Raw genomic sequence first — 25,191 nt, 5'->3', positions numbered from 1 at the left:
ACAAATTTAATGTTTGAAAAATTATGACTATTAGTTTTTTTATAAAACTGCTGGTGTTCAACAAAAAAATCCCCTCAAGACACTCGTCTGAGGGAACTTAAAGCCAGATGACAAAACGCCACCTTGATTGAGCAATGCTAAAATATCATGTACCGCAAAATGTTCGGTAAGGTCGGGCTGATTCAGGTGGCAGTGTCGAATATTCAACCTGTTCGGAAGAGTGTCCGTATGGGTCTGACAGTACATCAAGTAGCTGTTCCATCACGCTGTAGTCTCCTTGTTTCTCTGCAGCTTCTAGTGCAGCTTCTACCCGGTGGTTCCGAGGAATGACTGCAGGGTTGCTGTTTCTCATCAACTGATGCGACGAAGCTTTCGATTCCTGCTGTCTGTCTAGTCTTGCTTGCCACAGCTCATGCCACTGAGCAAATTCTGGAGTCCCAGACAAGGGGAAATCCTCTTGGGTTTCAAAAGTCAGTGCACGAAAGGTATTCGTATAATCCGCTCGATGCTTCTTCATCATACTGAGGAGATCATCAATAAGAGATTCATCCTGTTCTTCTTCGTTGAATATTCCAAGTTTCGCCCTCATTCCTTCAAGCCAGTTTAACTGGTAGAACTTATTAAAAGCTGAAATCTCATTCTGAGCGACCTCTACTGCTTGCTCCTGATCCGTATGTAGGAGTGGCAATAGCGTCTCAGCAAATCGTGCTAGATTCCACCCAGCCATATAAGGCTGATTACCATATGCATAACGACCTTCCCTGTCTATAGAACTGAATACCGTTTCTAGATCATAGGTATCCATGAAGGCACATGGACCATAATCAATTGTTTCTCCACTAATTGTCATGTTGTCCGTGTTCATCACCCCGTGAATAAAGCCAACCAATTGCCATTTGGAAATCAGTAATGCTTGACGCTTAATCACTTCCTGAAGTAGAGATAGATAACGATTTTCATCATCTGCTTCAATATCTGGATAATGTCTTTGCAAGGTATAATCCGCAAGGTCGCGAAGTTCCTCAACTGTTCCCCATTGTGCAACGTATTGAAAGGTGCCAACACGCAGATGACTAGCAGCCACACGGGTCAGAATTGCACCAGGCAATCCAGTTTCTCGAATGACCGATTCACCGGTCGTTACAACTGCGAGACTACGGGTCGTTGGTATACCAAGCGCGTGCATCGCTTCACTAATGATATATTCACGTAACATTGGTCCAATAGCCGCCCGACCATCGCCCCCTCGGGAATATGGCGTTCTACCCGGACCCTTAAGTTGAATATCAAACCGCTCATCTTCGGGAGTGATTTGTTCGCCAAGCAATATGGCCCGACCATCCCCTAACATATTGAAATGCCCGAATTGATGACCAGCGTAAGCTTGTGCAAGAGGATAAGCTCCTTCGGGAATTCGATTGCCAGCAAACACGGCAACCCCATCCTCACTTTGTAGCGCATCTACCTTCAGCCCTAACGATGTTGCCAACTGTTCATTAAGTTTAATCAACTTCGGCGAACGAACAGAGGTTGGGGTAAGGCTAGAATAAAACGATTCCGGCAAACGGGCATAACTATTATCTAAGTTCCATCCTGTTTCATTTATGTCTTTTTCCTTTGTCATAGTAGCTCCTTCTCCATTTTGGGCATGTTCATCCTAAGTTATTTATATACAAAATGTATGGTGATTTTCTATTCAATTGTCTACTTTGCAAACAACACAATATCATCCCTTTTAATGTCTACTTCTCCTAATTTATTATACCCTTTCGCTAGATCCATAACATCCTTCTTAATAGGGAGATAAGATAAATGGAAGTCATTTAGTGAGTATGATCCACTCCCTGAAACAAAGAATTAAGGAAAATTGGATAACAAAAAATAGAAGCTGGATACCTTAGTGGTTACCTGCCCCTATTTTAAAACGATTTACTCTCGCATTCGCACTCCACATAGCTGAACACTAATTATTCTAATACCCCTTAATGCGCTCAATTCTCCTTTTGTTATCTATTCATCTAAAGAAATCTTGAGTAATTTATCATCACCATCTCTGGGATTCCCTCTCCCATCACGATTATTTGTAATTGTATATAATCTATCCTTTTCTATGAGAACATCACGTAATCTACCTACATTTTGAAATAGTGTATTGACCTTATTGTCGGTCAAGTTAAAAACCTTGATACTTTCACCTCGTAAAGTGGCTACATAGATTTTTCCCTTTAAAATAGCAATTCCTGATGGAGCCCAGGTGTCTTCCCCAGTTTGAAATATCGGGGAAACCATCTCGGGTGCTTGTTGATCCCCTTCAATGATTGGCCATCCATAGTTTTTTCCAGGCTCAATCAAGTTAATTTCATCATGGGCCGTTTGTCCATGCTCAGTGCTATATAATCTGTCATTATCATCCCAAGCTAATCCTTGTGGGTTTCGGTGCCCGAAGGAATACACAAATGAGTTTTTAAAAGGATTATCGGTAGGCACAGTACCATCTAATTCGATGCGCAAAATTTTCCCAGCTAAGCTTTCTTTATTTTGAGCATGATCTGGGTTTCCAGCATCCCCAACTGTAGCATACAACTTACCATCCATCCCTATCTTAATTCGTCCACCGTTATGAATTCTTCCACCAGGTATACCCTCTAGAATAACCCCTATTTCCTCCCACGTATTTTGATTGAGTTTAAGAGTGACAATTCGGTTGTAAATGTCGCCATTTTGTTCATATGTATGATAAGCAATTGCTTCATGCGTCTCACTAAACTCAGGATCAAGAATAAAACCTAATAATCCACCTTCGCCTTCATGTAAAATATCCTTTGTAACCTGAACATTTTGTACTGTTTTTGACCCGCTACCCTCATCTACCTTTATCATATTTCCTGATCGTTGACTTAAATAAAAGGTATTATTATTTTTCGTAATATTCCAAAGGATTGTTAAATCTGTTGCGATAATCTCAGCCTGTCTTGCAAATACTTCGGTTACATCTTCGTTTTCTTCTCTGCTAAACTCATCTTTAGGTGTACAACCAGAAAGAAAAACAATAAAAATCAGTGTGAAAATAAATCGTTTCAGTTTTATCACCTCAATGAATGTTCGTTTAATTGCCTAAAACTAGTTTAACCATATTGTATAGCGAATAAAAAGAACAAAGATTGTTTTTTAGTCTATTAAGATTAACTAGTCAAACGTATATTCAACAAATAAAAATAGCAATTCTACTTCACAAACTACTTCTCCATGAACAGTTGCGATCCCTTTTCCTTTTCCGCTCGTTCCTTTACATCTAGTTATTTCAGCTTCAAGCTGTAATTGTTCCCCTGGTCTTACTTGCCGCTTAAGATAACAATTATCTATTCCAGCTAAAAATCCTAAGCGTCCTTGATCTCCTGCTTTCGAAGACATCGCTATTCCAATTATCTGAGCTAATGCTTCTATTATCAAACAGCTGGGCACTATTTGATATTCAGGAAAATGCCCTTTAAAAAAATGCTCATTTTCGGTTACATTTTTTATTCCGACAGCGCTTTTCCCTTCTACTAAGCTAATAATTTCATCAATCAAAAGAAACGGATACCTATGTATAATCCTCTCTTTAACATTTTGAGATTCTACCATTCCTATGCCTCCAAGCAGCAGCTTAAATGACTACACGACTTCAAATAAAATAGAAATTCCAATTCCTCCACCACTTCCGATAGCTGCCAAGACATATTTAAGATCCTTCCTTCTCTTTACCTCATAGAATAAACGTGTAATTAAGATTGCCCCTGATGCTCCATAGGGATGTCCAAGAGTAAGAGCACCTCCATGAACATTAAGCTTAGACCAAGGAATTGCCAGTTCTTGCGCACAAGAGACAACCTTTGAAGCAAATGCTTCATTTATTTCAAAAAGACCGATATCCCCCACCTCTAAATGATTTTTCAACAATAAGTTCTTTATCGAAGGTACAGGAGCAATAGCTGGATAATTGGGATTTACACCACTCACCTCACTATCAACAAAGCGTAACACTGGTTGAAAATCACGTTTTAATGCTTCAGACTCTTCCATTACCAACACAATACTTGCACCATCATGGATTCCACAGCTATTTGCTGCTGTTACAGTCCCTTTATTCTTTAAGAACACTGGTTGAGCCCGCTTTACAAGTTTTTCAAAATGACGTTTTTTACCTAATTCTTCATCATGAAGAAAGGATCCAATCGGCAATATCTCCTGATCATACAGCCCATTTTGATAGGCATCGATACTTCTCTCATAGCTTAAGATTGTATAATCATCCTGCATCTCTCTCGTAATTCCATACATAAGGGCAACATTTTCAGCAGCAACTCCCATATCTGGGTCCCCTATTTTCTCTGGGGAAAAACGTGCTCTCTCTAGAAAAGGAGAAGTACTTGTACTTTCAACACCACCTGCTATATAGCTTTTCCCCGCTCCTCCCTGTACAAGGTAACACGCCATGCGAATTGCCTCTAAGCCAGCACTACATTGTCGATCAAGTGTTAAGCCAGGTACATGTAAAGGAAGGCCCGCTTCTAGCACGGACAACCGAGCTATATTTCCACCAGGACCAACGACATTTCCTAAGATGACATCATCAATTTTAGTTCCAGCCTTGTTTGCCATATAAGTAAGAAGGGGTGTTAGTAATTCATGGGTACGTATCCTTTTTAACATTCCATTTTTTCTACCAATTGGAGTTCGTTTCGCTTCAACAATAACCGCTCTATTTATTGGTATTCACCTCCCCCTTAATTATTTCTTGAATGAAGGGACGTGCTATTTTACCGCTTGTTGTCAAAGGGATGGTGTCTATAAAGTGCCATGCTCTTGGGATTTTATAGGATGCCAATGTAGCTTTACAAAGCTTTCTTAATTCTTTTCTGTTCGTTTTCCCTTGTATGCACGCTGTGACAATCTGTCCCCAATAAGGATGACTCACTCCTATAACAGCAACTGCCTCCACATCAGGATGTGTGGAAATCACTGCCTCGATCTCTTCTGGATAGATATTCATTCCTCCGTATAGGATCATATTCTTCTCTCTTCCTACAATATATAAATAACCTTCTTCATTCACATATCCCATATCGTCAACTGTCATCCAGCCGTCCTCATCTATTATCGATTGAATCGTCCCTTCTTCTTTATCTATGTAACCATCAAAAAACAGCTTACTTTTTACATAAATTTTACCGACCTCATTTGTTTTAGCTAATTCATTTTGAGGTTTACGTATTTGTAAATCTACATTATGGCATGGCTTTCCAACAGAGTTGAACATTATTTTATTTTCCTGGTGTGTTAATACCGTTACAAAGCTCAGCTCGCTAGCACCATATAACTCATATAACTCAAACATATCAAAACGATCTAGAATACCCTTTTTTGTATGTTCTTCCCACTTAGCTCCTGATGAAATGACTTTTATCTTCTTCTTTATCGAACCGTTTTCTTTTAATAATGCTTCTAGCATAGTTGGTACAACATAAATGACTGATATCGGATATCTCCGAAGAAAAGATATTGATTGGCTAATAGAGAACTTTTCTAGTAGATAGACAGTCCCACCTAAAAATAGTGTGCTAATTGCCCCATATAAAAAGTGAGAATGAATGAGAGATCCTGGAATCAAAATATGATCATGTTCTTCTACACCAAAATCAAACTTCGTACATTCAAAACTGTTTATCCATGATAAATGTGAGCGAAGAAATGCTTTAGGTTCCCCAGTTGAACCAGAGGTAAATCCTAAATAAAAGGGATGATCTTCTCTATGGTTATCCCCTTCTGATACGCCCATTTCTCTAATTTCTTTATAACAATCTTCCCAAACCAATACCTTCTGAAAGATATTTTGTATTTTTCGGACATGATTCTTTGTTGTTATAACAATTGATGGTTGTAAAATATCCAATCGTTGCGTTATTTCTGTTTCTTTCCATCTACTATCTAATGGCATTGCGATCCAGCCTGCTTTTGCTGCTCCCAAAAAGGTTTGCAGAAAAGGTATCCCATTTGGCATGAATAATCCTACATATTTATTTGAACTTACCACTGACTGAAACCAGTTCGCCGTTTGACAGACAAGCTCATTCCATTCCCTAAAATTGATCGTTTCCTCACTTGTTTTAATAGCGATTTTATCTGGGAAAGTATCTGAATGCCTTTTGTAAGTATTTGTGATGGTCGTCAATAATCATGCCCCCTATATAAAATAAGTTCATTCTGCTAGAAAAGAGATCCAAAGAAAAAATACGTAGATTTATAGAGACTTAGTTGATTTATGTAATTGACGGTAGATGACTGGAGATTTTCTTAACCTATCTATTAAAAATGAAGCCAATATCGCTTTTAATGTGTCTCCTGGAATATAGATAAGACTTAATTTAATTGCATCTAAAAGTGGAATCTTCATCATAAATGCTTGAACCGGTATTCCAATTAAATAAATGAGAAAAATGCCGACCGTAAGATTTGTAAGTAAAATGGTTTTCAAAGATTGAATTTTGACCTTGGATAGGAGGTAGCCAATGCAAAAAGCCGTTAAAGGATAGGCAATTAAGTATCCAGCACTAGGTCCAAATAGCACACCAATTCCACCTCGTCCACCAGATAATAACGGCATTCCTGCTACAATTAGCAAGAGAAAAACAATTTGACTTATCGCTCCTAATCTAGCACCGAGGACACCACCTGCAAGCAAAACTCCTAGTGTTTGTAGCGTAATCGGAACGGGTGAAAATGATAACATGATCGGTGGTACTATACCTAAGGCTCCCATTAGCGCTGCAAATAAAGCTATCAATGTCATGTCATGTATTTTCATAAGCATCCTCCAACAAATTATATGATTTCTTTATTTTATATGGATGTAATTATATATGTCAACCTATATAAAATCAGGTTAACATATTATACTGACCAATAACTAAGACATCTGCCTTTCTCTTATCCTCCTCGACTATTAATTATACTTCCTATAGAATGTAGATAGAAATTATCGAGGACTTAGGGAGGAAATAACATGTTAAAGAATGCCACTAAACAGGGCAGAAATCTGTTGAGTCAACATCCGACAAAGGAAGCCATTAATTTGTATAACTATATTCGTAGTATGCACGAAAAAGGCATCCTCACTGGACAACAGGAATCTGATGGAAAGGCACCACCAGATGATGAAATTGATTATATCCTTAAAGCAACAGGCAAGCTACCTGCAATACGTGGTTTTGACTATATTAACCAGGATTTTGATAGCGTTACCACAAGATCAATCGATTGGTGGGAAAAAGGTGGAATTGTCTCAACCTGTTGGCACTGGGGAACACCACCAGACGGCGTTGGTTATGAATCTAGTAAAGGCACTATCGACTTGAACGAAGCTTTAACGGAAGGTACTGACCTTTACAATGGAATGATTGCTCAGATGGACAGAGTAGCAGAAGAATTAAAGAAATTACAGGAAGCTAATGTCCCTGTTCTATGGAGACCATTTCATGAATTCGACGGAGCATGGTTCTGGTGGGGAAAAGCTGGCCCTGAAAAATTTATAAAACTTTGGAAACTAATGGTTGAGCGCTATACAGTCCACCACGGATTAAACAACCTAATATGGGTATTAGGCTACAGTGGAGAGATTAAAGATGGTTGGTATCCAGGCAATGAATATGTTGATATTGCTGGTGCAGATACATATAATTCCGGAACACAAATTGACCTTTATAAAAAGGTTGAGAACATAGCGGGCAAGGATATACCGATTGCTTACCATGAGTGTGGACCAATTCCTAATCCTGATGATTTAATTAAGGATGGTGCAAAGTGGGCGTGGTTTCTAACTTGGCATACAATACACATAAAGGAACAGAACACGAAGAATTATTTGAATACCATTTATAATCATGATTACGTGATCACTTTGGATAAGCTTCCTGATTTGAAATCTATTTAACGATAACTATATTAGAAAAAGCTTCAGCAATAGAAGAAGTTCCAGATAAGGGTACCTCTCCCCACATACATTGAAGTGTTTTTGCATATGGGAGAGGCACTGAACTGTTTATGATCGAATTTTAAAATTGGTCTAATAAATTCAATACCGAAACCAACTATTGCATCTATAGACTTAACTTCATACAACTTTCGATTTTATGAATATTTGTATTTTTATACTAATCTTACAATTATGTAATGAAAAAAAGTAAGATAAAAAGAAGTTAACACAAGAGCCAAACCCTTAATAAACATTAGTTTGGCTCTTGGTCATTTTTTATCATTTCTACACAATTTTATATAATTTTGCTTTAACAACGTTCTGGCTTATTAAGAGACCTAGAATCTGTATAAAAAAGAGGGTTTTGCCCGTTTTCTGAAATTAACTATCAAAATAAAAGCCTGTACATTAGACACGATTCCTTTACTAAGACAAAGGCCTTAAATGTTTGCTTCTAAACAGGATACTTCTCACCATTCTTTACTAATTTCATAAAAGCTTCCTGTTCTAAATCAATATCCATTTTATCTGCTAGTTGAATAAGGTAAATGAGAATATCCGCCATTTCTTCCTTTATATTTTGTTTCGTTTCTCCTACTGCCTCTTCACTTGATTTCCACTGAAAGTTTTCTAATAGTTCGCTTGCTTCTAATACAATCGAAATGGCTAGGTCCTTTTCTTTATGGTATGGTTTCCAGCCTCGCTCGTCTCTAAATTTAGTAATTTCTTTCATTAGTTTTTCCATTTTTTCTCCTTATCAGATAATTTTCTAGAAAGCAAAAGAAAAAGGATCGGACCCGAGTTCCTATCCTTTTTCTTTATACTTGCTTGAAAAGTCTATTTTTCAGCTAATTCTGGTGAAGTCAACCAGCTTCTCTTAATTTCTATATTTTATCGCTAAGCCCTTTAGGAAATTCCTGGCGTATCGATCACCACACACTTTATAATTCTTATGCCCTTCTTTTCTTAATAGAGCACTTAGTTCCCCTTTTGTTACAAGGACTCCAGCATCATCTAATACATCAAGCATATCCTCGCTTGTTAATTCTAGTGCTATTTTTAATTTTTTCAGAAGAAGATTATTAACACTTTCATGATTATTTAAAGACACTGCTGGATTACTTGGTTGTCCTGGTTTTGGTTCTTGTTTTCCTCTTTTAAAAGTAATAAAGCCATTTAAAAATGACTCTAACATATGATCATCACAAAAAATAGTATCTTCATTTTCGATATCATCTTCATAATTATCATTTGATTTTGTGAGTATTTTTAGTACTTCTGCCTTTGTTACTTCGATTCCACCCAGTTTAAATATCTCCACCATATCTTTATTCTTTATATCTAAAGCATATCTTAATCGAATTAATATATCATTATTTTCCATTTGGTAACCTCTTTATAAATTATTTTAGTAAATGCCTTTATTCGAATTGTATAACCTATTCACCTGCTAGAGTCAATCATTATTACTTATCTAATAGTTGTTTTAAATACCCAGTTAACTCTTTTGCTGCCTCTTCATGAGCCCCAATTCCAGGGTGGCTTCTAGAACCTACTGTTTTATCTGTTGTATTTGGAAGTTGAAAAACAGAAACCTTATGATCTCCTGTTTTCTTCTTATACATATCAACTGCACGGTAGATACTTGGCATCATTGGCAAACCTAACATGCCATATACCCATACAATTTGCGCATTTTGATTATATTTTCTAAGTTTGCTAAGAAAAGTCTCAACCGAGTCTTCAAATGATTTTACATCTTCTTCATTAAAAGAACCATCTTCATTTAAACGTTGTTTAAAAGTCTTCCCAGTTCCTTCATCTTTCCATTCTGGTGAAGTAAAAGCTCCTCCATCATTCGTTCCAAGATTAACTACGACCACATCTGGTTGCCAGGACTCGAAATCATTTTCTTTAAGAGCTCCTAGTGCTGCATTTTTTTCTCCTGTAAGAAGTCCACAAATCTTCTCGTAATAGTCTGGAATATTAGCATTAGGATTATTATCCCAGCTTGTAAGAACTCCCCATCCACTTTGAGAAATAATTCTATAGTCCGCATGTAAAGCTTCTGCTGTCATTGTACTATAATTGTTAACCGCACTAAACCACATCGAAATCCAGTCCTCTTCAGCTCTTGCCCCAATTATTCCTTCTCCTGAGGTTATACTGTCCCCAATAAACTCAAATTTATATGGTTTTTCTTCAATAGGCAAAAATTCTCCATCAAACTTCACTGCATGTATCTGCAAAGAGGAACTTGGATCTCCACTCATTGCTTGTACGTCTTTTACCATGCGAACATTTTTTATCGTTTGTTCATTCATGCCTCTAAATAAACAAATCCAATACCTTCCTGCTGTTAACATTTGTCTACCTACAGGTACCGAGTTAATGACAATACTAATCCATTGCTCATAAAGTTCATAATCTACCTCTACTTCTATCCAAAGTTCAGACCCTTTAGCATTTAACTCAATCGCACTTCCTGTCCAAAACAATGTTAAAGGAGAAAGGCAACCTGTTGTTCTACCGTGAACGTTTAAATTTTCTACATCAGATAATGTATGTATCTTTAAATTTTGATTTTCCTTCATTATATCCCCACCTATTTATCTTTCACTTTTTATGTATTTTCAAATACATGTTCTAAGTAATTATTATCGAACCTTCATACTAACTAAAGGCAAAACCATCATAAAAGTATAAATAAATTCACTAGCAAATAAGGAATCCCACCATACTATTAAAGCAAACTACCTTTGAGTCTGCAATTATGAAGGAAATCCTGTACTTTTAATATCATGGACTATATTCTCTATACCAATCTAAACAATCCTAGTATATAGAGTGTAATTTTATAGCTGAAGGCCCGTCCACTGCCAATAGGAAAAATAAAATAACATGATGACTACTATATAAAGAGGCATTAATATAGCGCTTATCTTTAATAGATGACTAGCATCATATGAAACCTCTCCTACCTCATAAAAAAGAAGCAATGCTTTGGAGCTTACAGGAACTGTCACACAATAGTTCATACCTATTAAACTCATAAAAACAACTGTTGCAGGATTAATCCCTATTGTTTCACTAAATAATAATAAACCTGGTATAAAAATAACTGCTCGTGTCGTATGTGATGTAATATACAAATGGCTTGTCACGGTTACAAGCAAGATAAGCAAAACAATGAGCCAATCAGGAGCACCTATAAACAAATGTAAAAATTTTAACATCTCTGCTTCAATCCATTTAACGATGCCTGTATCAACTAACACTTTTCCAAGTGCAGATGCTGCAGCAACAAATATAACCAAATTCCAGGATACTGAATTTATTCCTTGTTTCCAACTAATAATTCCGTATTTCGGCATCATGATTAAGATCGCTCCTACCATCGTAGTAAACGCTATATCATAGCCATGTAAGCTTTCAGTCACCCAACCGAGAACTAAAAACAAAATCAAGATTACAGTCTTTCTTTCTTCTCGATTTATCTGTTTTTTACAGATAACACTTCCTTGAGTTTGAACGCTTTCTATTTCCCTGAACCCATCTCTCGGCCACAAAATCCATTTTATTAAATATAGTGATAAACATGTAATTACAAAAGCAAAGGGCACTCCCCATATTAACCATTGAATATAGGATATTGATTGATCCACCGTGCTTTCAAGTATACTAATACCAATTAAATGCGAACCTGCCCCAATAACAGTAGCTGATGTACTCATTAATATGATTACTGGTACTATAATAGCCAAAACACTTTGTTCTTTAGTTGAAAACTTTTTGCTTAGCTGCTTAATGATCGGCATGGATAACGCAGCCCGACCTGAAGTAGAAGGAATAAAAAATGCTGAAGCAAATAGAATTGAGCTTAACCCCAGGAGCACATTGCTTTTTTTATTAGACTTTCTCAATATTGAAAAAGTTAAACGTTCTGCTAACCCTGATCCTTTAACTGCTTCACCAATGATAAAAGAGCCTACCATTAGCCATACTACTTCCTCAGAAAGTGAATCGTATAACAAATCCGCATCTCCAGCATTCATAATGATGATGAATGCAAGGAGCGCAATGGCTACAAATCCTGCGGGGATTTTAGTTGTGATCCATAACGTCATAGCTGATAAAAATGCAAATAAAGATATCTTTGCACGGTAGTCCAGATCATCAATCACTACGATGACTAATATGATTAAGATATGTATACTGATGATCACTAATGGCTTTATAGATAATTGTTTTTTCGTTGATCTAATTGGATTATACTTTTCGATGTGTTCCTCCATTTTCGGATTCATTTTTGATAAACGCCTTCTTTTGGATGCCTTTTTTCAGCAATTCCTAGACCAATAGCAACTTGTCTTAATGCCGACTCCGTACTTTCTTCTATCCATTTTGGTGCCTTTTGTATCGCCTTTTCCAAAGATATTGGTCTTTGGATAATGCTACTATATGCATCGATACCTGCTTGATAGTTTAAATTTGCTCCTTTACCAATTGTCCCAGTGATCGCAATGACTGGGGTGTTGTTTTTTTTCGCAATACGCGCAACCTCTGCTGGGATCTTTCCATTTGGCGTTTGAAAATCTAAACTACCTTCTGCAGTGAAGACAATATCTGCAGTTGAAATTGTTTCTTCTATATTAATGTAGTCCATAATAATATCAAATCGCGGATGCAATATCGCACCTGTAAACGCAATGAGTCCTGCACCTAACCCACCTGATGCTCCACTGCCTGGCAATGAACGTACATTTATCCCAAATGCTTCATGAATAACAGTGGCATACTGTTCTAATGCGGATGATAATCGTTCGACTTGTTTTGGAGTCGCTCCCTTTTGAGGTCCAAATATACGTGCGACACCATTTTCCCCACATAAGATGTTTTTCCAATTACATGCAACATTAATGGAAACATCTTGTAGTCGTCTCTCTATATTAGTCACCATTATCGAATCTACCTTCATTAAATCTTCTCCACCATTGATATCAACAATTCTTTGTTTCTTATCAAAAAAATCAACTCCTAATGCTTGCGCCATTCCTGCCCCACCATCTGATGTGCCAGAATCACCACAACCAATTAAAATATTGTCAACTCCTTCATCAAGGGCAGCGAGAATCAATTCTCCTACACCATAGGTAGTCGTTTTTAAAGGGTTTCTTTGATTACGAGGTACTAGTTTTAATCCAGAAACTGCCGCCATTTCAATTACAGCAGTACGCTTACCATTCTCTACAAAAATACCAAAATAACTCTTGATCTTCTTCCCAACTGGCCCTCTCACTTTTTTATAAATTAATTCTCCACCTTTTATGTGAACGATTGTCTTCGCAAAGCCTTCTCCACCATCAATCATCGGTATAACTTCCATTTCGATAGACTGATCAAAACGTCTCACACCACGTTCCATTGCTAAAGCTACTTCCCCAGCATCTAGACATTCTTTAAACCCCGACGGCACGATTACAACTTTCATCTAAACATTCCTCCCAAAAATACTTTTAGTACTTTCAAATGTACTATCAGTAAATTAGAAGATAATGAGAGGATCATTAAAAGTTAAGTATAAAATCAATAAGTAGAATCATAGGCTCCCCCTATAACAAAAAAAACCCCTCAGAACAAAAGTCCGAGGGAATATATTAATTTTCTAGCACATTTAGGTTATTACTTGTCAGCAAAACGGAACCAACCAAAGTCAAAATTGCTCCCTGGCAGGAATATGAAGGTCACCTTTTGTTTTCCGGTAACATTATCTAATTCAAATGCTCTCTCTTCGTATTCATCTGACTGCGTGAATTCAACAAGTTGATTACTCTCCCCTTTCTCATTAGCAAAGCGGATTTGAATCGTATTTTTATCAATAGGTGATCTACCATAAACGACTAGTTTCTTAACGCCTTCACTTGTAAAATCCATATCATCAAACTCTAAAGAAACGTTATTTCCAATCCCTTCAACACTATTCTCCATAATGGTAAATGTATCACCATAAATATGGTCGCATTGCGAAGCGAAATTCTGTTCAAAAGCTCTTAGTCTTTTCTCAAAAGAAAAGCCTTTAATATGAACCTTTTGTTGAAGAACGAAACAAATTGACGTAATCCCTTGAAGTCTTTTTGACAAACGATAGGTTTCTTCTTGATATACATTCCACTTTGATACCTTTTGATAGATAACATCAGCAAGTAGTGTACTGCCCTCTTCATCAGGCATTCCTTCCCATATGGAAAGCGCATATTCTTCATTTGTTAAAGAAAAGATCGGGATCGTTATCATATCAGATCCATATGGACCAAAATCGATTTCACGGAAACCAATTTGGGTTTCACCATCCCTACTTGTAGCTACTCCACGTTCGTTTCCGCTTCCTACTTCACCCTTACTATAATCATAGAGTCCTGCAGAGATAAATCCATAAGGATCTTTATAAGCTGTCCCAAGGCCTTCAGCTTTAAATTCTAGTTCAGAAATGAGTTTTGTCTTGTCCGTTCCATTTTTACTCGTGCAACGTACCCGAAATTCCCCGTCTCCTAAAGCAGTGATTTTCGCTTCATGACCAAATTCTTTTACCTGTGCAATATTTGATAGGATTCCAGCATCATTCACTACATTCCACTCTACCTCTTGGTAAGATGTATTTTCAGGATATAATTTAGCTCGAACATGCAGCTCTTTTCTGGCCTCATCAAACACTTGTCCAGAATCGCTAATAATTTCAAGTTTACGCAGAGGTATTTCCTTATCACTTCCCATGACACATGGAAGTTCCTGATTATTCGTTTGAGCCGAAATTCCTTCTATTGCCCCATCTGTCATCGGAAGAGCATCATATTCTGCAACTTGTCCTTCTAAACCTTTAGAGGATACGTTTACCTGAATCTTTCCAGGTTCTGATGTTGCTCCTATAATTGCCATTAACTTCCCACTGAATAATCTTCTACTTATCCCTTTATATTGATCATAATCTGTACTATCCCCGTTATCCAGTCCAATCAGACGACCTGCCCCTGTAACCTGAACAGACACGCGATTATTTGCATTTTCAACTACATTACCATATTCATCTTCTGTATTTATTTCTATGAATAGTAAGTCGGTACCATTTGCAGTTATTTTTTCTGTATCAGCATGTAAGCTTAACCTTTTCGCATCTTTAAAAGATGTTCTACGATCTGTTGCAATGACATTACCTGCTTCATCATAGGCTATCGCTGTTAATTCACCTTCTTCATAAGGCAGCTTCCACCATCCAACAAGTTGTGTTCCATGTTCATGGTCAATATCATGGGTTCCTATTGTATTTCCATTAAATTGCAGTTCGATTTTAGGCGCATTTGAACATACTCTAACATCGATCGTTTGACCATTATTAAAATCCCAATAAGGATAAAGGTGCACCATTGGTTTTGTCTTATAATCTGTCCATGCTGCTTGATAGAGATAATACGAATCCTTCTTAAAGGTAGCAGTATCAATTTGTCCGAAGTAAGAGTTCTTCGTATGATAAGGTGTAGGTTCACCTATATAATCAAATCCAGTCCAAATAAATTGACCGAGAGAGAAAGGTGTATCTCTTTCTGCTAAAATACATGCTTCTGCTGACTTTGCTCCCCAACTCGTTGTACTGTTTCCAAGGGCCGAACACTGCTCATCATCATCGGCAAGAATGGCTTGTTCTAATGGGAAATGATAAATGCCTCTACTTTGAACGACAGAAGCTGTCTCACTACCATAAATAATCCAATCAGGGTGTTCCTCATGGTGTTTTTGATAATATTTTTCTGCATAATTATAGCCTGCAACCTTAACAATATCTGCACATTTTTGCGCATTCTCCCATGGCATATAATTCGAGCCAATTGTAACGCTCGCATTTCCTTTTGGATCATACTTTTCTACATAATCCATGAGCATTTTTGTTACTTCTTGCCCTCTTTCATCAGCATGGGTATCATAAATCTCGTTTCCAATACTCCACATTAGCAAACTCGGATGATTCCGATCACGCATTACCCAACTTTTCACATCAATATGAGCCCAATCTTCAAAAAATCTCGCGTAATCATATGGGGTTTTTGTTCTTTCCCACATATCAAAGGCTTCCGAGACAATTAGCATTCCCATCTCATCTGCCAAATCCATAAGTTCTTTTGCAGGCATATTGTGAGCCGTACGAATAGCGTTAACTCCCATTTCCTTCAAGATCACAAACCTTCTTTTAAGGGCCGCTTTATTAAATGCAGCACCTAATGCTCCTAAATCATGATGTTCACATACTCCATTTAATTTCATTTTTATTCCATTTAGCAAAAAACCATGCTGCGGATCAAGAATAATTGTCCGAAATCCAATATTTTGAGTTTTAGACTCTATTTTCTCTGTGTGCTGCAAACCATCCTTATCTGTTCTAACTATATGTAAATCTGTAATAAGTTGATAAAGATTCGGATCATCAGTGCTCCACAACAAAGGATCTTCGACAATCAATGTCTGTCGGTTATTTGTAAATGAGTCGCTTTCTGCAACGACTCTTTTTGATGTAGTAGCAATTATCTGATCCTTGTACATAATAGAATGTGAGATTTCTAAATCCTCAGAAGTGTTCAGAACTGTATCAACTTCAACTTTCCACCCTTTATCTTTTTGTTCCGTCGTTATGTAAATACCATCTGTTACAATATGATTCGTACCTCGTGTCTTTAGCCACACATTACGATAGATGCCAGCTCCCGAATACCATCTGCTATTGGGACTCTGATACACGACTTTTACAAGGATCTCATTTTCCCCTTCCACGAGCGCATCCGTTATCTCATGTTCAAAAGAAGAATAACCATACTTCCATTCTCCTACAAACTGTTGATTTACATAAACAGACGAATCCATATATACCCCATCAAAACATAGAAGTATCTCGTCTTCACCTTTAGCGTATGTAAATCGCTTGCGATACCAACCAATACTGTTCTCATAAAGATCTAATGTATTATAGATAAGCCAATCGTGAGGGAGATCCACCGGTTCAAATGCCTTTGTATCACTCTCTGAAACTTCTAGACTACTTTTGGCAAACTCCCAACCATCATTAAACAGGATTCTCTTATTCAAATGTAGACAACTCTCTTTCTGTACTTATTATTATTGTGAAGGCTAATACAGGTAGACTATCTGTGATCGTAGACTGATAGGATTAGCAGCATTTGATTTACCTTTATTAAATAATTCCAACTTCGTAAGCCCTTTCAAACCCAATTCGACAAACTAATAGGATTCCCTGCTACAGCATAAATTAACTACTCCACAAAAAAACATCTACAAGAATGTAGATGTTTCTAATTGATTTTACTAATTTGATACAGCTTTTGCGACAAATTTTACATGGATGATAATAATTAGATACGCTAACTGCTATAGTAGCGTTCTTTAAAAACAAATAGCAGATTCACTCTCAATATTTGAGTACATTATGTATTAATGTATAATAATGGTAGGGAAGTATTCATTCCAATAATTATTTTGAGCATAGAAAAGGATGGCTTTTATGATTCGAGCGATTATAGTTGATGATGAAGAACTTTCTCTCATTGCTTTAGAAAAAAAGTTACAAGCTTTTCCTAGTATTCATATTGCTAAAACTTATTTTAACCATGAACATATCCTAACAGACATAAAGGAGGGGAAAATTGATGTAGCCTTTTTGGATATCGAAATGGCAGAATTAAATGGCATGGATTTAGCTCAAGAAATGCTATCGATTCAACCCTCTATACACATTGTTTTCGTAACTGCACATACAGAATATGCTGTGCAAGCATTTGAAATTAATTCAATTGATTACTTACTGAAACCAGTTATGACAAGACGACTTGAAAAGACTATTAATAGACTAGTTGAGAAGATACAGGTCGTTCAAAGTAATGCACCTTCCACAAGTCCGCTTAAAATTACATGTTTTACTGAATTACGGGTATTTTACCATGATCATCCCCTTCATTTTAAGACAGCAAAAGTCAAGGAATTATTCGGACTTTTACTTTCCCATACATTTATCAATAGAGATATTTTAATAGATAAATTATGGCCTGAGCAAGATTATAAAAAATCAAAAGGTAATCTTCATACATGTATATCGCATTTAAGAAAAATGCTTGACCAGCTTGGATATACAAATTGTATTACTTTTTTAAACCAAAGCTATTCTTTTAATATTGAGCCTTTTTATTGTGACACATTTGAATTTGATAAATCTTTACAAAATCTAGATATTTTAGACGCAACAAACATTTTAGCGATAGAAAGGACTATTCATTTATACACTGGGTCATATATGGAATTGAATGGTTATGAGTGGGCTTATGGAAAATCTATAGAGTATCACGAAAAGGTGATGTCCCTTTTGAGCAGAGTGATCGATTACTATAAAAATATTGATGTTAACAAAACACTATATTATCTTCAATTCGAACGAAAAGTAAATCCATATATAGATGAAAACATAAAGTATAGTATGCAATTACTTATCCAACAAGGTAACCGTTCGGAGGCAATTAAAATATATCAAAAATATAAGGATCTGTTGATTAATGATTTAGGAATCGAACCCGATGAAACTGTTACTCAAATATTTAAATCTCTAGTATCAACCTGAAATTATCGCTTCGAAAGCCATTAATATAAAGGGCTTTCAGAGCGTCCTTGGGCTATATTCCTTTTTTACATTTTGATATTCACCACTGCTCGTCTATCCATAAAAGGAGAATCCTTTCAACTACTATTCTAGAATTTATTTAAGATCATCGTCCTATAAATCTACACGATTTCTCTTTTTTTTCTCGATTTTGGTAGGATTCAAAAAACTCCCTAATCTCTTCTAGACTTAGTCCGTCCTTCCTTGCTTCTAGAATTAGGTCCACCCATTCTTTATCGGAGTTATTCATTTCCTTTTTTTTCATCAATCTAATCCTCCCATTACTCAGAAGCCATTCTCATAACCAATCAAATGAGGCTTATTTCCATGTGAAATCACTAGCTCTTTAACTATCATAAATGGTTACTCTTACAATTCTCTTAAATCACATAAAAAATTCAAATTTAATATGTGATCCTAATGAACGGAACACTATGATCTAAGCATTTCAGACGTTATGATGCCGTAAATATCAGGTTTTATGAATTAACTCAAACCATTAGAGAGCGATTTACTATTTCAGAACTTCCTGTGCTGTTATTAACTGCACGAACTAGTTCCGAAGATATTTTGACCGGAATTCAATCTGGTGCCGATGACTACGTAATGAACCGTTCAATGGTTGGGCACTACAGCAAAGGGCCGGGCATAGAATTAAAGTTATCCATTGAGGAGTGATTACCTGTCGAGGGAGCTGGTTACAGCCACAAATTCAACCATATTTTCTATTTAATACGATAAACCCTATTACCTCACTTGGAATGATAGAGTTTTCAAGAATACAAGTACTTCTTGTAGAGTTTAGTAATTATTTTACGGATAAGCTTTGACTTCAAAATATTTCCCCCTAAAACAATTATCCCTTTAGTTTAATGTATGATATAACCACTTTCTTTTAAATTTTCATCATTCATTCGGTTTAATAAATTTGTACAATATAAATTTTGTACACACTCTCCTTCTTACTGGACCGGGTATCTTTCCAATTGCCCTCCCTTAATCCTACTATTTATTTAACCATGGAGATCAACTCTAGGTTTAATAACCTTAAAGCTATCCTCAGTTTCCTCTACTTCATAAATCTTCGCTCGAGATTCAGGTGTACTAAATGGATGATGAAGAATAAGCATCCAAGCACCTTCAAATGTTTTGAACATCATGCCGTGTCCACTATCACCTTCAACTAACGGATCCAATTGTTCCCATGGCCCCCCTAGCTTACCAGACTTAGATCTAGCAATCGTTTGGACATATCCTTCATTGTTATAGCTTGACCATAGCATAACAAGGTGACCACCTTTTGTTCGGTATAATTGACATCCATCAGATACATAAACTGAAGGCTTTACATCAGGCTTTCGTTCAGAATTGATCCATGGGGCATCAGAAGCTTTAAAAAGGTGTCGTGGTTCACCATCTGCTGCAGACAAATCATGCTTTAGCGGAATGGCCTCAAACGTACCATCTATTACCTGAATCCACTCATGACAATATACCATCCATGGCTTTCCACCCTCATCCTCATACAAGGTTCCGTCTAATGTCATGAAGTTTCTAGGCGGCACTGGACCATCTGTTTTTAGCAATTCAAACGGCCCCTCTGGAGAATCAGATACTGCAATACTTGTACCACGAAGATGGTTGCTTTTCCAAATCTCTGGTGGTTCTGCTAGAATTGTATCTCTATTATGAAGGGTAACAAATAAATAATATTTACCAAGGTATTGGTGAACCTCTGGTGCCCACGTGCCATGCTGTGGATGTGCCCACGTTCCATCAGGTATCTCGAAAACTACATAGGGTCCCTCCCAATCTAGTAAATCCCTACTTTTATAAACTAGTACTCCATTTTTCTCTAAATCTGTTAATTCTGGAATTCCAGTTGTATATAAATAATAAGTTTCTGTTTCTTTATGCGACAAGACAAAAGGGTCATGAGCAGGAATATCTCTAAGTCGGTGCCCCAGTCTAGGATTAGATGTATCAGACGCATTGTTATACGGCATTTAAGCATCTCCTATTAATTATATTTTTTAAATCAAACTTTTCATATCTATCCCTTTTTTTCTTCTATAAAAAGTAAAAATGTGATATCTGGAACAAGTTCGTTGTACCATAGTTCGGATAATTTTTTTACTACTCCTCATCAGCCAATGCTGTATTTTTCATATAGATTCGTGATAGACAACATCGAAGATAGCCCTAATTGTTAATACGTTTGTACTTTGTATGCATATCAAGTATAAAAACTTCGGGTACCAATCATTTGGTAAGATTGGTACCCGAAGACCTTATGGTTCTGTTATGGTTTTATTTAACCTTTATTACTACAGATGAACTTTCCAAGCCAACAGAAGATGTCTTTAATGTAACGGTCCCAGATTGATCAGTAGTCCTCACATAAATTAATAATTTTCCATGGTAGGCCTTTCTGTTGGTTGCTTTATAGTCCTGATGGCTAGCAGGGTTACTGCATTCAATTCCTATAATTTCTCCTGGTCCCTCAATGTAGCAATCTATTTGATTATCTGCTTCATAGACGAGGTTATTATCTAAATCAAGAATATTTACTTCTACATGAGCTACATCCTGTTTGTTAGCTTTAAGAGTTATTGTATCCGCGTGTAACAGTAACTTAGTAGGCTCGCCAGCTGTCTTTAGTTCATGAGTACAACAAATGCTTCCACTTCTTTTAGCTACCGCTTTTAACGTACCCTTATAGTATGGAATGTCCCAATATATCGTTCCGCCTGGGAAGTCCTCACGTTTTTTGACACCAACAGATTCACCATTTAATAGTAAGTCCACTTCAGGGCAATTTGTACAACAAGCCACTCTTACGGTTTCTCCTTCATTCCCTTTCCAATCGCAGACAACTTCATGGTCCCAATAAATTTGATCAGGATTATCTTCCTTAATAGAAGTCAAGCCTAAATGGACCATATCCTTCTTCGACCATTGACTTTGTTTAAAAAAGTATAACGGTTTTTTGAAACAAGCAAGATCGAGCATTCCAGATGTAGCGTGACGAACAGGCCATCCATGAGCTTCTCCCAAATAGTCAATTCCTGTCCAAATAAATTGTCCTGATATATAGTCATTATGTTTTACAGCCAACCATGCTTCGTGATGCCTTCCGTTTTCACTTCCATAAATCACTCTATTAGCGTATTTTTCATGGTCCATCGGATAACGAAACTCTTGATAGTTATATCCAACCACGTCCAGAGCATCTGGAAATTCAGTTTCATTTGACATTATGACACTTGCTAAAGCTGCCGTAACAGGTCGTGTTGGATCATATTGTTTTACAACCTTTGCCAACCTTTTCGCAATATCACCCATTCCTTTTGCATTAGGTTTGTCAGCTTTGTAACGATCTTTGAGCACTGGATGTGAATAAGGATCATTTGGATAATCAATTTCATTCCCAATACTCCAGAAAACAATAGACGGATGATTTCGGTCTCTTAAGACCATATCCCTCAAATCTATCTCTGCCCACTCAGTAAAGTCCGAAGCGTAACCGTCTAGTGATGGTTCGCCTTTATTCCATCCCTCTACCCACTTGTTCTTAGGGAATTCCCACTCATCAAACGCTTCATCTTGAACTAAAAACCCATAAGCATCACACATATCTAGTAACTCTGGTGTAGGCGGATTATGGCTCATTCTAATTGCATTTACACCAGCTTCTTTTAATAGTTGCAAACGTCTATGCCAGACCTTTTCAGGAACAGCTGCTCCAAGACACCCTGCATCGTGATGGATACATACACCTTTCATTTTGATGTTCTCTCCGTTTAGATAAAATCCTGAGTCCACATCGAAATGGAAATATCGCACACCAAGTGAAGTAGTCTCAAAGTCTATCAATTCGCCATCTTTCATCACCTTAGTTTCAACACTATATAAATAAGGATTTTCCGGTGACCATAGATTTGGTTGTTCTAGGAAAATAGAATGAGAATATTCTTGTTCACCATTTGCTGGAATTGTCTCCATAGATAAACAAGCATGTATTTCTTTGCCGTTAGCATCTTTAATTTGATGTTCAATTTGAAATTTAGCTTCGTTACTATATTCACTTTTCAAACTTGTTTGAATTTGGACTTCTGCTTCTGATGTTGAAATGGTAGGTGTTGTGACAAAAATACCATTTGGCTTTACGTACAGGTGATCAGTTAAATTGATAAATACGTTTCGATAAATACCAGACCCTGTATACCAACGAGAATCAGCAAAATCTGAGTGATCTACCTTTACTGCAATCACATTTTCTTGTGCTTCGACGTTTAAATATGGGGTTAAGTCATAATGAAATGAGCTGTACCCATAAGGTCTTTTACCAAGGAATTGTTCATTTATCCATACTTCACTATTTTTATAAATTCCATCGAATTGAATAAATACTTTCTTTCCCTTTATGCTATCAGGTACAATAAATTTCTTCCGATACCAACCAATTCCTCCTGGCAAATACCCTGTTGAACTTGCATATTCCTTCTTAAACGGGCCCTCAATACTCCAATCATGTGGTAAGTCTAATGAACGCCAATCTGAATCATCAAACTGAATTTTAAATGCATGAGAATTGTCTCCCTTTAAAAATTTCCAATCAAAGTTAAACTTTCTACCCTTAACTGCTGGATTCCATTCTTGGGTTATTACATTTACCATATTCAGCTTACACCCCTTATCTATTAATGAGAAAATATATTCAAATGGAACTAATAGTCATTTTCCTAGAATGAGAGACTTATAAATAGAGGGCTATCAAGCATATATGATAGCCCTCTTCACTACGATTAATCCTTAATTAATTTCCTTCTACAAGCTTTTTATATTCATCCATTTGTTTTTGGATTTCATTAAGAACTTTCTCATAACCTGCAGCTTCCAATCTCTTACGCAAATCTTTAACAGCTTTTTCCGGATCCCCGGCTTTACCGAATGCAATCGCTGGAACCATTTGTGCAGTCACTTGTGATAGAGCAGCAAGTTCAGCTTCTATAGGGGTACTGTCAAAAACAAATCTGCCATATGGAAACGGCTTCTTAATTTTATCGTACTCTGCGTAAATCTCAGAAACACCTTCCCACTTGTCAGAACTTGGGATTTCAAATTTATCTACACGGCCTCCCCAGAAGTTACTACCGAATGAATCTTTTGTTTCATCATAACCTTCCGGACGAATACGTTTGCCATCTTCAATCTCGTATTGGACTCCTTCAATTCCATAGTTAAATAATTTGTAAATTTCCTCATCGTTTCTAAGCAGATCGTATACCATTAGGGCACGCTCTGGGTTTTTACTATGAGCCCCAACAGCTGTAGCACCGTGAGTAACTGACATAGAAATTAAATTGTCACGTGTATCAGACCAAGCAAACATATCTATTTCTGATCCTGGTTGTTTCAGGTCCATTTGTGTACGTAAGCCAGAAAATGTTTCCGTATGATGCTGGTCGGCGCCTGTTTTTCCTGCTTGGAATAAAGCTCGAGTGTCACCTTTATAGTTCAATACATCAGCACGCCAGTAGCCTTTATCCGCCCAATCCTTCATAAGCTTCGCATAATCTACAAAAATATCTTCGAACACTGGACTAGTAACTGTGTACGCTTCGTCATAGGATTTACCCCAATAAATTGGAAATACTCCAGTAGTGATTGGAAGTTCAATTTCATCTGAATAAGATGTCGTATACCCCCATGCTGTAGTAACATTTGTTCCTGGTGTATCCCAAGGAATAACACCCGGTTTATTATCGACTATACCTTGGAAATATTCACCTAATGTTTCAAAATCTTCAATAGGTTTAGTGATTCCAAATTCTTTAGCCCAATCTGTTCGATAGAAAAATCCGTGGTTAACCCATTGAGTAAAGGCATCCTCAGGAACCATGACAATTTTGTCGTTGTATTTGGTTTGCTGCCAATTTTCATCGGAAACTTCTTTCCATGTCTGAGGTGCATATGTTGGTAGAAGGTCAGTAATATCCATAAATGCACTCTTTTGTGCATTTCCCCAAGCGTCTAACCAATCAGTTGCTGTAATAATTAAATCAACAGGTTCTCCAGAAGCCAAAGTTAGATTATACTTTGTCATATAATCCGCCCATTCGATCCATTTTATTTCAAGATGAGCGTTTACTTTTTCTTTTAATTTAGCATTTACTTGTTCCATTACTTTTTCTAATTGTCCGTTGGTCGGTTTATCCCCCAACGTCATCATTGTAATTGTTACAAATTCAGAGGTATCAATTTCCCCATCTTCGTTTATTTTTGTACTTGGATCTGATTTAGAGTTTTCTGAACTCGTTTTGCTAGATCCATTACAGGCCACAAGAGTAAATGTCAACAGCATAACCATGACTAGTACCAAGAATTTTCTCATCTTCAACATTTTATTACCTCCCTTTTATCCTTATTATTCTTACTCTCTATGAAAAGAGGAAGATTCCTCACTCATATT

Annotated in this window: 19 protein-coding genes; 3 read left to right on the top strand and 16 right to left on the bottom strand. The window is 36.8% G+C overall.

The window, feature by feature from the left end; all coding sequences use genetic code 11:
• Nucleotides 1–145: 145 nt before the first annotated feature.
• From AC6CHR_RS14805 to AC6CHR_RS14780, 6 genes are all read right to left on the bottom strand, one after another.
• The gene (locus AC6CHR_RS14805) at nt 146–1,624 is read right to left on the bottom strand and encodes a protein adenylyltransferase SelO (protein WP_498249766.1); all 1,479 of its coding nucleotides are present in this window, start codon (nt 1,622–1,624) and stop codon (nt 146–148) included.
• 386 nt (nt 1,625–2,010) lie between these two features.
• A complete protein-coding gene (locus tag AC6CHR_RS14800) occupies nt 2,011–3,090 on the bottom strand; it encodes a PQQ-dependent sugar dehydrogenase (RefSeq protein ID WP_498249765.1) in 1,080 nt (359 codons plus the stop codon).
• Nucleotides 3,091–3,186: 96 nt separating this feature from the next.
• Entirely contained in the window at nt 3,187–3,624 is a 438-nt protein-coding gene (gene fabZ / locus AC6CHR_RS14795) for a 3-hydroxyacyl-ACP dehydratase FabZ (RefSeq protein ID WP_498249763.1), read from the bottom strand.
• A 30-nt stretch (nt 3,625–3,654) separates the two neighbouring features.
• Complete coding sequence (locus AC6CHR_RS14790) at nt 3,655–4,749, bottom strand: acetyl-CoA C-acyltransferase (RefSeq protein ID WP_498249882.1); 1,095 nt, start codon at nt 4,747–4,749, stop codon at nt 3,655–3,657.
• Complete coding sequence (locus tag AC6CHR_RS14785) at nt 4,742–6,211, bottom strand: AMP-binding protein (RefSeq protein ID WP_498249762.1); 1,470 nt, start codon at nt 6,209–6,211, stop codon at nt 4,742–4,744. The genes AC6CHR_RS14790 and AC6CHR_RS14785 overlap by 8 nt, the downstream gene beginning before the upstream one ends.
• Nucleotides 6,212–6,280: 69 nt before the next feature.
• A complete protein-coding gene (locus AC6CHR_RS14780; protein ID WP_498249761.1) occupies nt 6,281–6,844 on the bottom strand; it encodes a biotin transporter BioY in 564 nt (187 codons plus the stop codon).
• A gap of 198 nt (nt 6,845–7,042) precedes the next feature.
• Here AC6CHR_RS14780 and AC6CHR_RS14775 point away from each other — a divergent pair, with 198 nt between their 5' ends.
• The gene (locus tag AC6CHR_RS14775; RefSeq protein WP_498249760.1) at nt 7,043–7,969 is read left to right on the top strand and encodes a glycosyl hydrolase; all 927 of its coding nucleotides are present in this window, start codon (nt 7,043–7,045) and stop codon (nt 7,967–7,969) included.
• A 496-nt stretch (nt 7,970–8,465) separates the two neighbouring features.
• Here AC6CHR_RS14775 and AC6CHR_RS14770 read toward each other — a convergent pair whose 3' ends face one another.
• From AC6CHR_RS14770 to AC6CHR_RS14745, 6 genes are all read right to left on the bottom strand, one after another.
• Entirely contained in the window at nt 8,466–8,756 is a 291-nt protein-coding gene (locus tag AC6CHR_RS14770) for a nucleotide pyrophosphohydrolase (RefSeq protein ID WP_498249759.1), read from the bottom strand.
• 132 nt (nt 8,757–8,888) lie between these two features.
• Complete coding sequence (locus tag AC6CHR_RS14765) at nt 8,889–9,395, bottom strand: YehS family protein (protein ID WP_498249758.1); 507 nt, start codon at nt 9,393–9,395, stop codon at nt 8,889–8,891.
• 82 nt (nt 9,396–9,477) lie between these two features.
• Nucleotides 9,478–10,605, bottom strand: coding sequence for an SGNH/GDSL hydrolase family protein (locus AC6CHR_RS14760; protein WP_498249757.1), 1,128 nt, complete (start codon nt 10,603–10,605; stop codon nt 9,478–9,480).
• Between the two features lie 261 nt (nt 10,606–10,866).
• Nucleotides 10,867–12,318: an SLC13 family permease gene (locus AC6CHR_RS14755; protein WP_498249756.1), complete on the bottom strand. Its 1,452-nt coding sequence runs from the start codon at nt 12,316–12,318 to the stop codon at nt 10,867–10,869.
• Nucleotides 12,315–13,502: a glycerate kinase family protein gene (locus AC6CHR_RS14750; RefSeq protein WP_498249755.1), complete on the bottom strand. Its 1,188-nt coding sequence runs from the start codon at nt 13,500–13,502 to the stop codon at nt 12,315–12,317. The genes AC6CHR_RS14755 and AC6CHR_RS14750 overlap by 4 nt, the downstream gene beginning before the upstream one ends.
• 191 nt (nt 13,503–13,693) lie before the next feature.
• Nucleotides 13,694–17,137 carry a glycoside hydrolase family 2 TIM barrel-domain containing protein gene (locus AC6CHR_RS14745; RefSeq protein WP_498249754.1) on the bottom strand — a complete coding sequence of 1,148 codons (3,444 nt, stop codon included), beginning with the start codon at nt 17,135–17,137 and terminating at the stop codon, nt 13,694–13,696.
• A gap of 433 nt (nt 17,138–17,570) precedes the next feature.
• Here AC6CHR_RS14745 and AC6CHR_RS14740 point away from each other — a divergent pair, with 433 nt between their 5' ends.
• Nucleotides 17,571–18,677 (top strand): response regulator, encoded by a 1,107-nt coding sequence (locus AC6CHR_RS14740; protein WP_498249753.1) that lies wholly within the window; start codon nt 17,571–17,573, stop codon nt 18,675–18,677.
• Nucleotides 18,678–18,822: 145 nt separating this feature from the next.
• Here AC6CHR_RS14740 and AC6CHR_RS14735 read toward each other — a convergent pair whose 3' ends face one another.
• Complete coding sequence (locus AC6CHR_RS14735; protein WP_498249752.1) at nt 18,823–18,981, bottom strand: anti-repressor SinI family protein; 159 nt, start codon at nt 18,979–18,981, stop codon at nt 18,823–18,825.
• Nucleotides 18,982–19,390: 409 nt separating this feature from the next.
• On the opposite strand from AC6CHR_RS14735, the gene AC6CHR_RS14730 reads away from it, so the two are divergent.
• Nucleotides 19,391–19,546 carry a histidine kinase gene (locus AC6CHR_RS14730; RefSeq protein WP_498249751.1) on the top strand — a complete coding sequence of 52 codons (156 nt, stop codon included), beginning with the start codon at nt 19,391–19,393 and terminating at the stop codon, nt 19,544–19,546.
• 183 nt (nt 19,547–19,729) lie between these two features.
• Here AC6CHR_RS14730 and AC6CHR_RS14725 read toward each other — a convergent pair whose 3' ends face one another.
• The 3 genes from AC6CHR_RS14725 to AC6CHR_RS14715 all read right to left on the bottom strand — a co-directional run bounded on the left by AC6CHR_RS14725 (nt 19,730) and on the right by AC6CHR_RS14715 (nt 25,122).
• Nucleotides 19,730–20,722, bottom strand: a complete 993-nt coding sequence (locus AC6CHR_RS14725; protein WP_498249749.1) for a glycoside hydrolase family 43 protein — start codon at nt 20,720–20,722, stop codon at nt 19,730–19,732.
• A gap of 304 nt (nt 20,723–21,026) precedes the next feature.
• Nucleotides 21,027–23,396: a glycoside hydrolase family 2 TIM barrel-domain containing protein gene (locus tag AC6CHR_RS14720; protein WP_498249748.1), complete on the bottom strand. Its 2,370-nt coding sequence runs from the start codon at nt 23,394–23,396 to the stop codon at nt 21,027–21,029.
• Between the two features lie 139 nt (nt 23,397–23,535).
• Nucleotides 23,536–25,122, bottom strand: a complete 1,587-nt coding sequence (locus AC6CHR_RS14715) for an extracellular solute-binding protein (protein WP_498249747.1) — start codon at nt 25,120–25,122, stop codon at nt 23,536–23,538.
• Nucleotides 25,123–25,191 lie beyond the last annotated feature (69 nt).

This window comes from Metabacillus sp. GQ13, from assembly GCF_059758525.1.
The sequence above is the reverse complement of the archived record's forward strand: the minus strand, read 5'-3'. Positions and strand labels throughout refer to the sequence as shown.

Bases quoted from the DNA above. Each gene is read 5' to 3' on its own strand.
- AC6CHR_RS14740 (WP_498249753.1), top strand. From the start codon at position 17,571: ATGATTCGAGCGATTATAGTTGATGATGAAGAACTTTCTCTCATTGCT.
- AC6CHR_RS14755 (WP_498249756.1), bottom strand. From the start codon at position 12,318: ATGAATCCGAAAATGGAGGAACACATCGAAAAGTATAATCCAATTAGA.
- AC6CHR_RS14760 (WP_498249757.1), bottom strand. From the start codon at position 10,605: ATGAAGGAAAATCAAAATTTAAAGATACATACATTATCTGATGTAGAA.
- AC6CHR_RS14715 (WP_498249747.1), bottom strand. From the start codon at position 25,122: ATGTTGAAGATGAGAAAATTCTTGGTACTAGTCATGGTTATGCTGTTG.
- AC6CHR_RS14780 (WP_498249761.1), bottom strand. From the start codon at position 6,844: ATGAAAATACATGACATGACATTGATAGCTTTATTTGCAGCGCTAATG.
- AC6CHR_RS14735 (WP_498249752.1), bottom strand. From the start codon at position 18,981: ATGAAAAAAAAGGAAATGAATAACTCCGATAAAGAATGGGTGGACCTA.
- AC6CHR_RS14775 (WP_498249760.1), top strand. From the start codon at position 7,043: ATGTTAAAGAATGCCACTAAACAGGGCAGAAATCTGTTGAGTCAACAT.
- AC6CHR_RS14765 (WP_498249758.1), bottom strand. From the start codon at position 9,395: ATGGAAAATAATGATATATTAATTCGATTAAGATATGCTTTAGATATA.
- fabZ (WP_498249763.1), bottom strand. From the start codon at position 3,624: ATGGTAGAATCTCAAAATGTTAAAGAGAGGATTATACATAGGTATCCG.
- AC6CHR_RS14750 (WP_498249755.1), bottom strand. From the start codon at position 13,502: ATGAAAGTTGTAATCGTGCCGTCGGGGTTTAAAGAATGTCTAGATGCT.
- AC6CHR_RS14725 (WP_498249749.1), bottom strand. From the start codon at position 20,722: ATGCCGTATAACAATGCGTCTGATACATCTAATCCTAGACTGGGGCAC.
- AC6CHR_RS14805 (WP_498249766.1), bottom strand. From the start codon at position 1,624: ATGACAAAGGAAAAAGACATAAATGAAACAGGATGGAACTTAGATAAT.
- AC6CHR_RS14770 (WP_498249759.1), bottom strand. From the start codon at position 8,756: ATGGAAAAACTAATGAAAGAAATTACTAAATTTAGAGACGAGCGAGGC.
- AC6CHR_RS14720 (WP_498249748.1), bottom strand. From the start codon at position 23,396: ATGGTAAATGTAATAACCCAAGAATGGAATCCAGCAGTTAAGGGTAGA.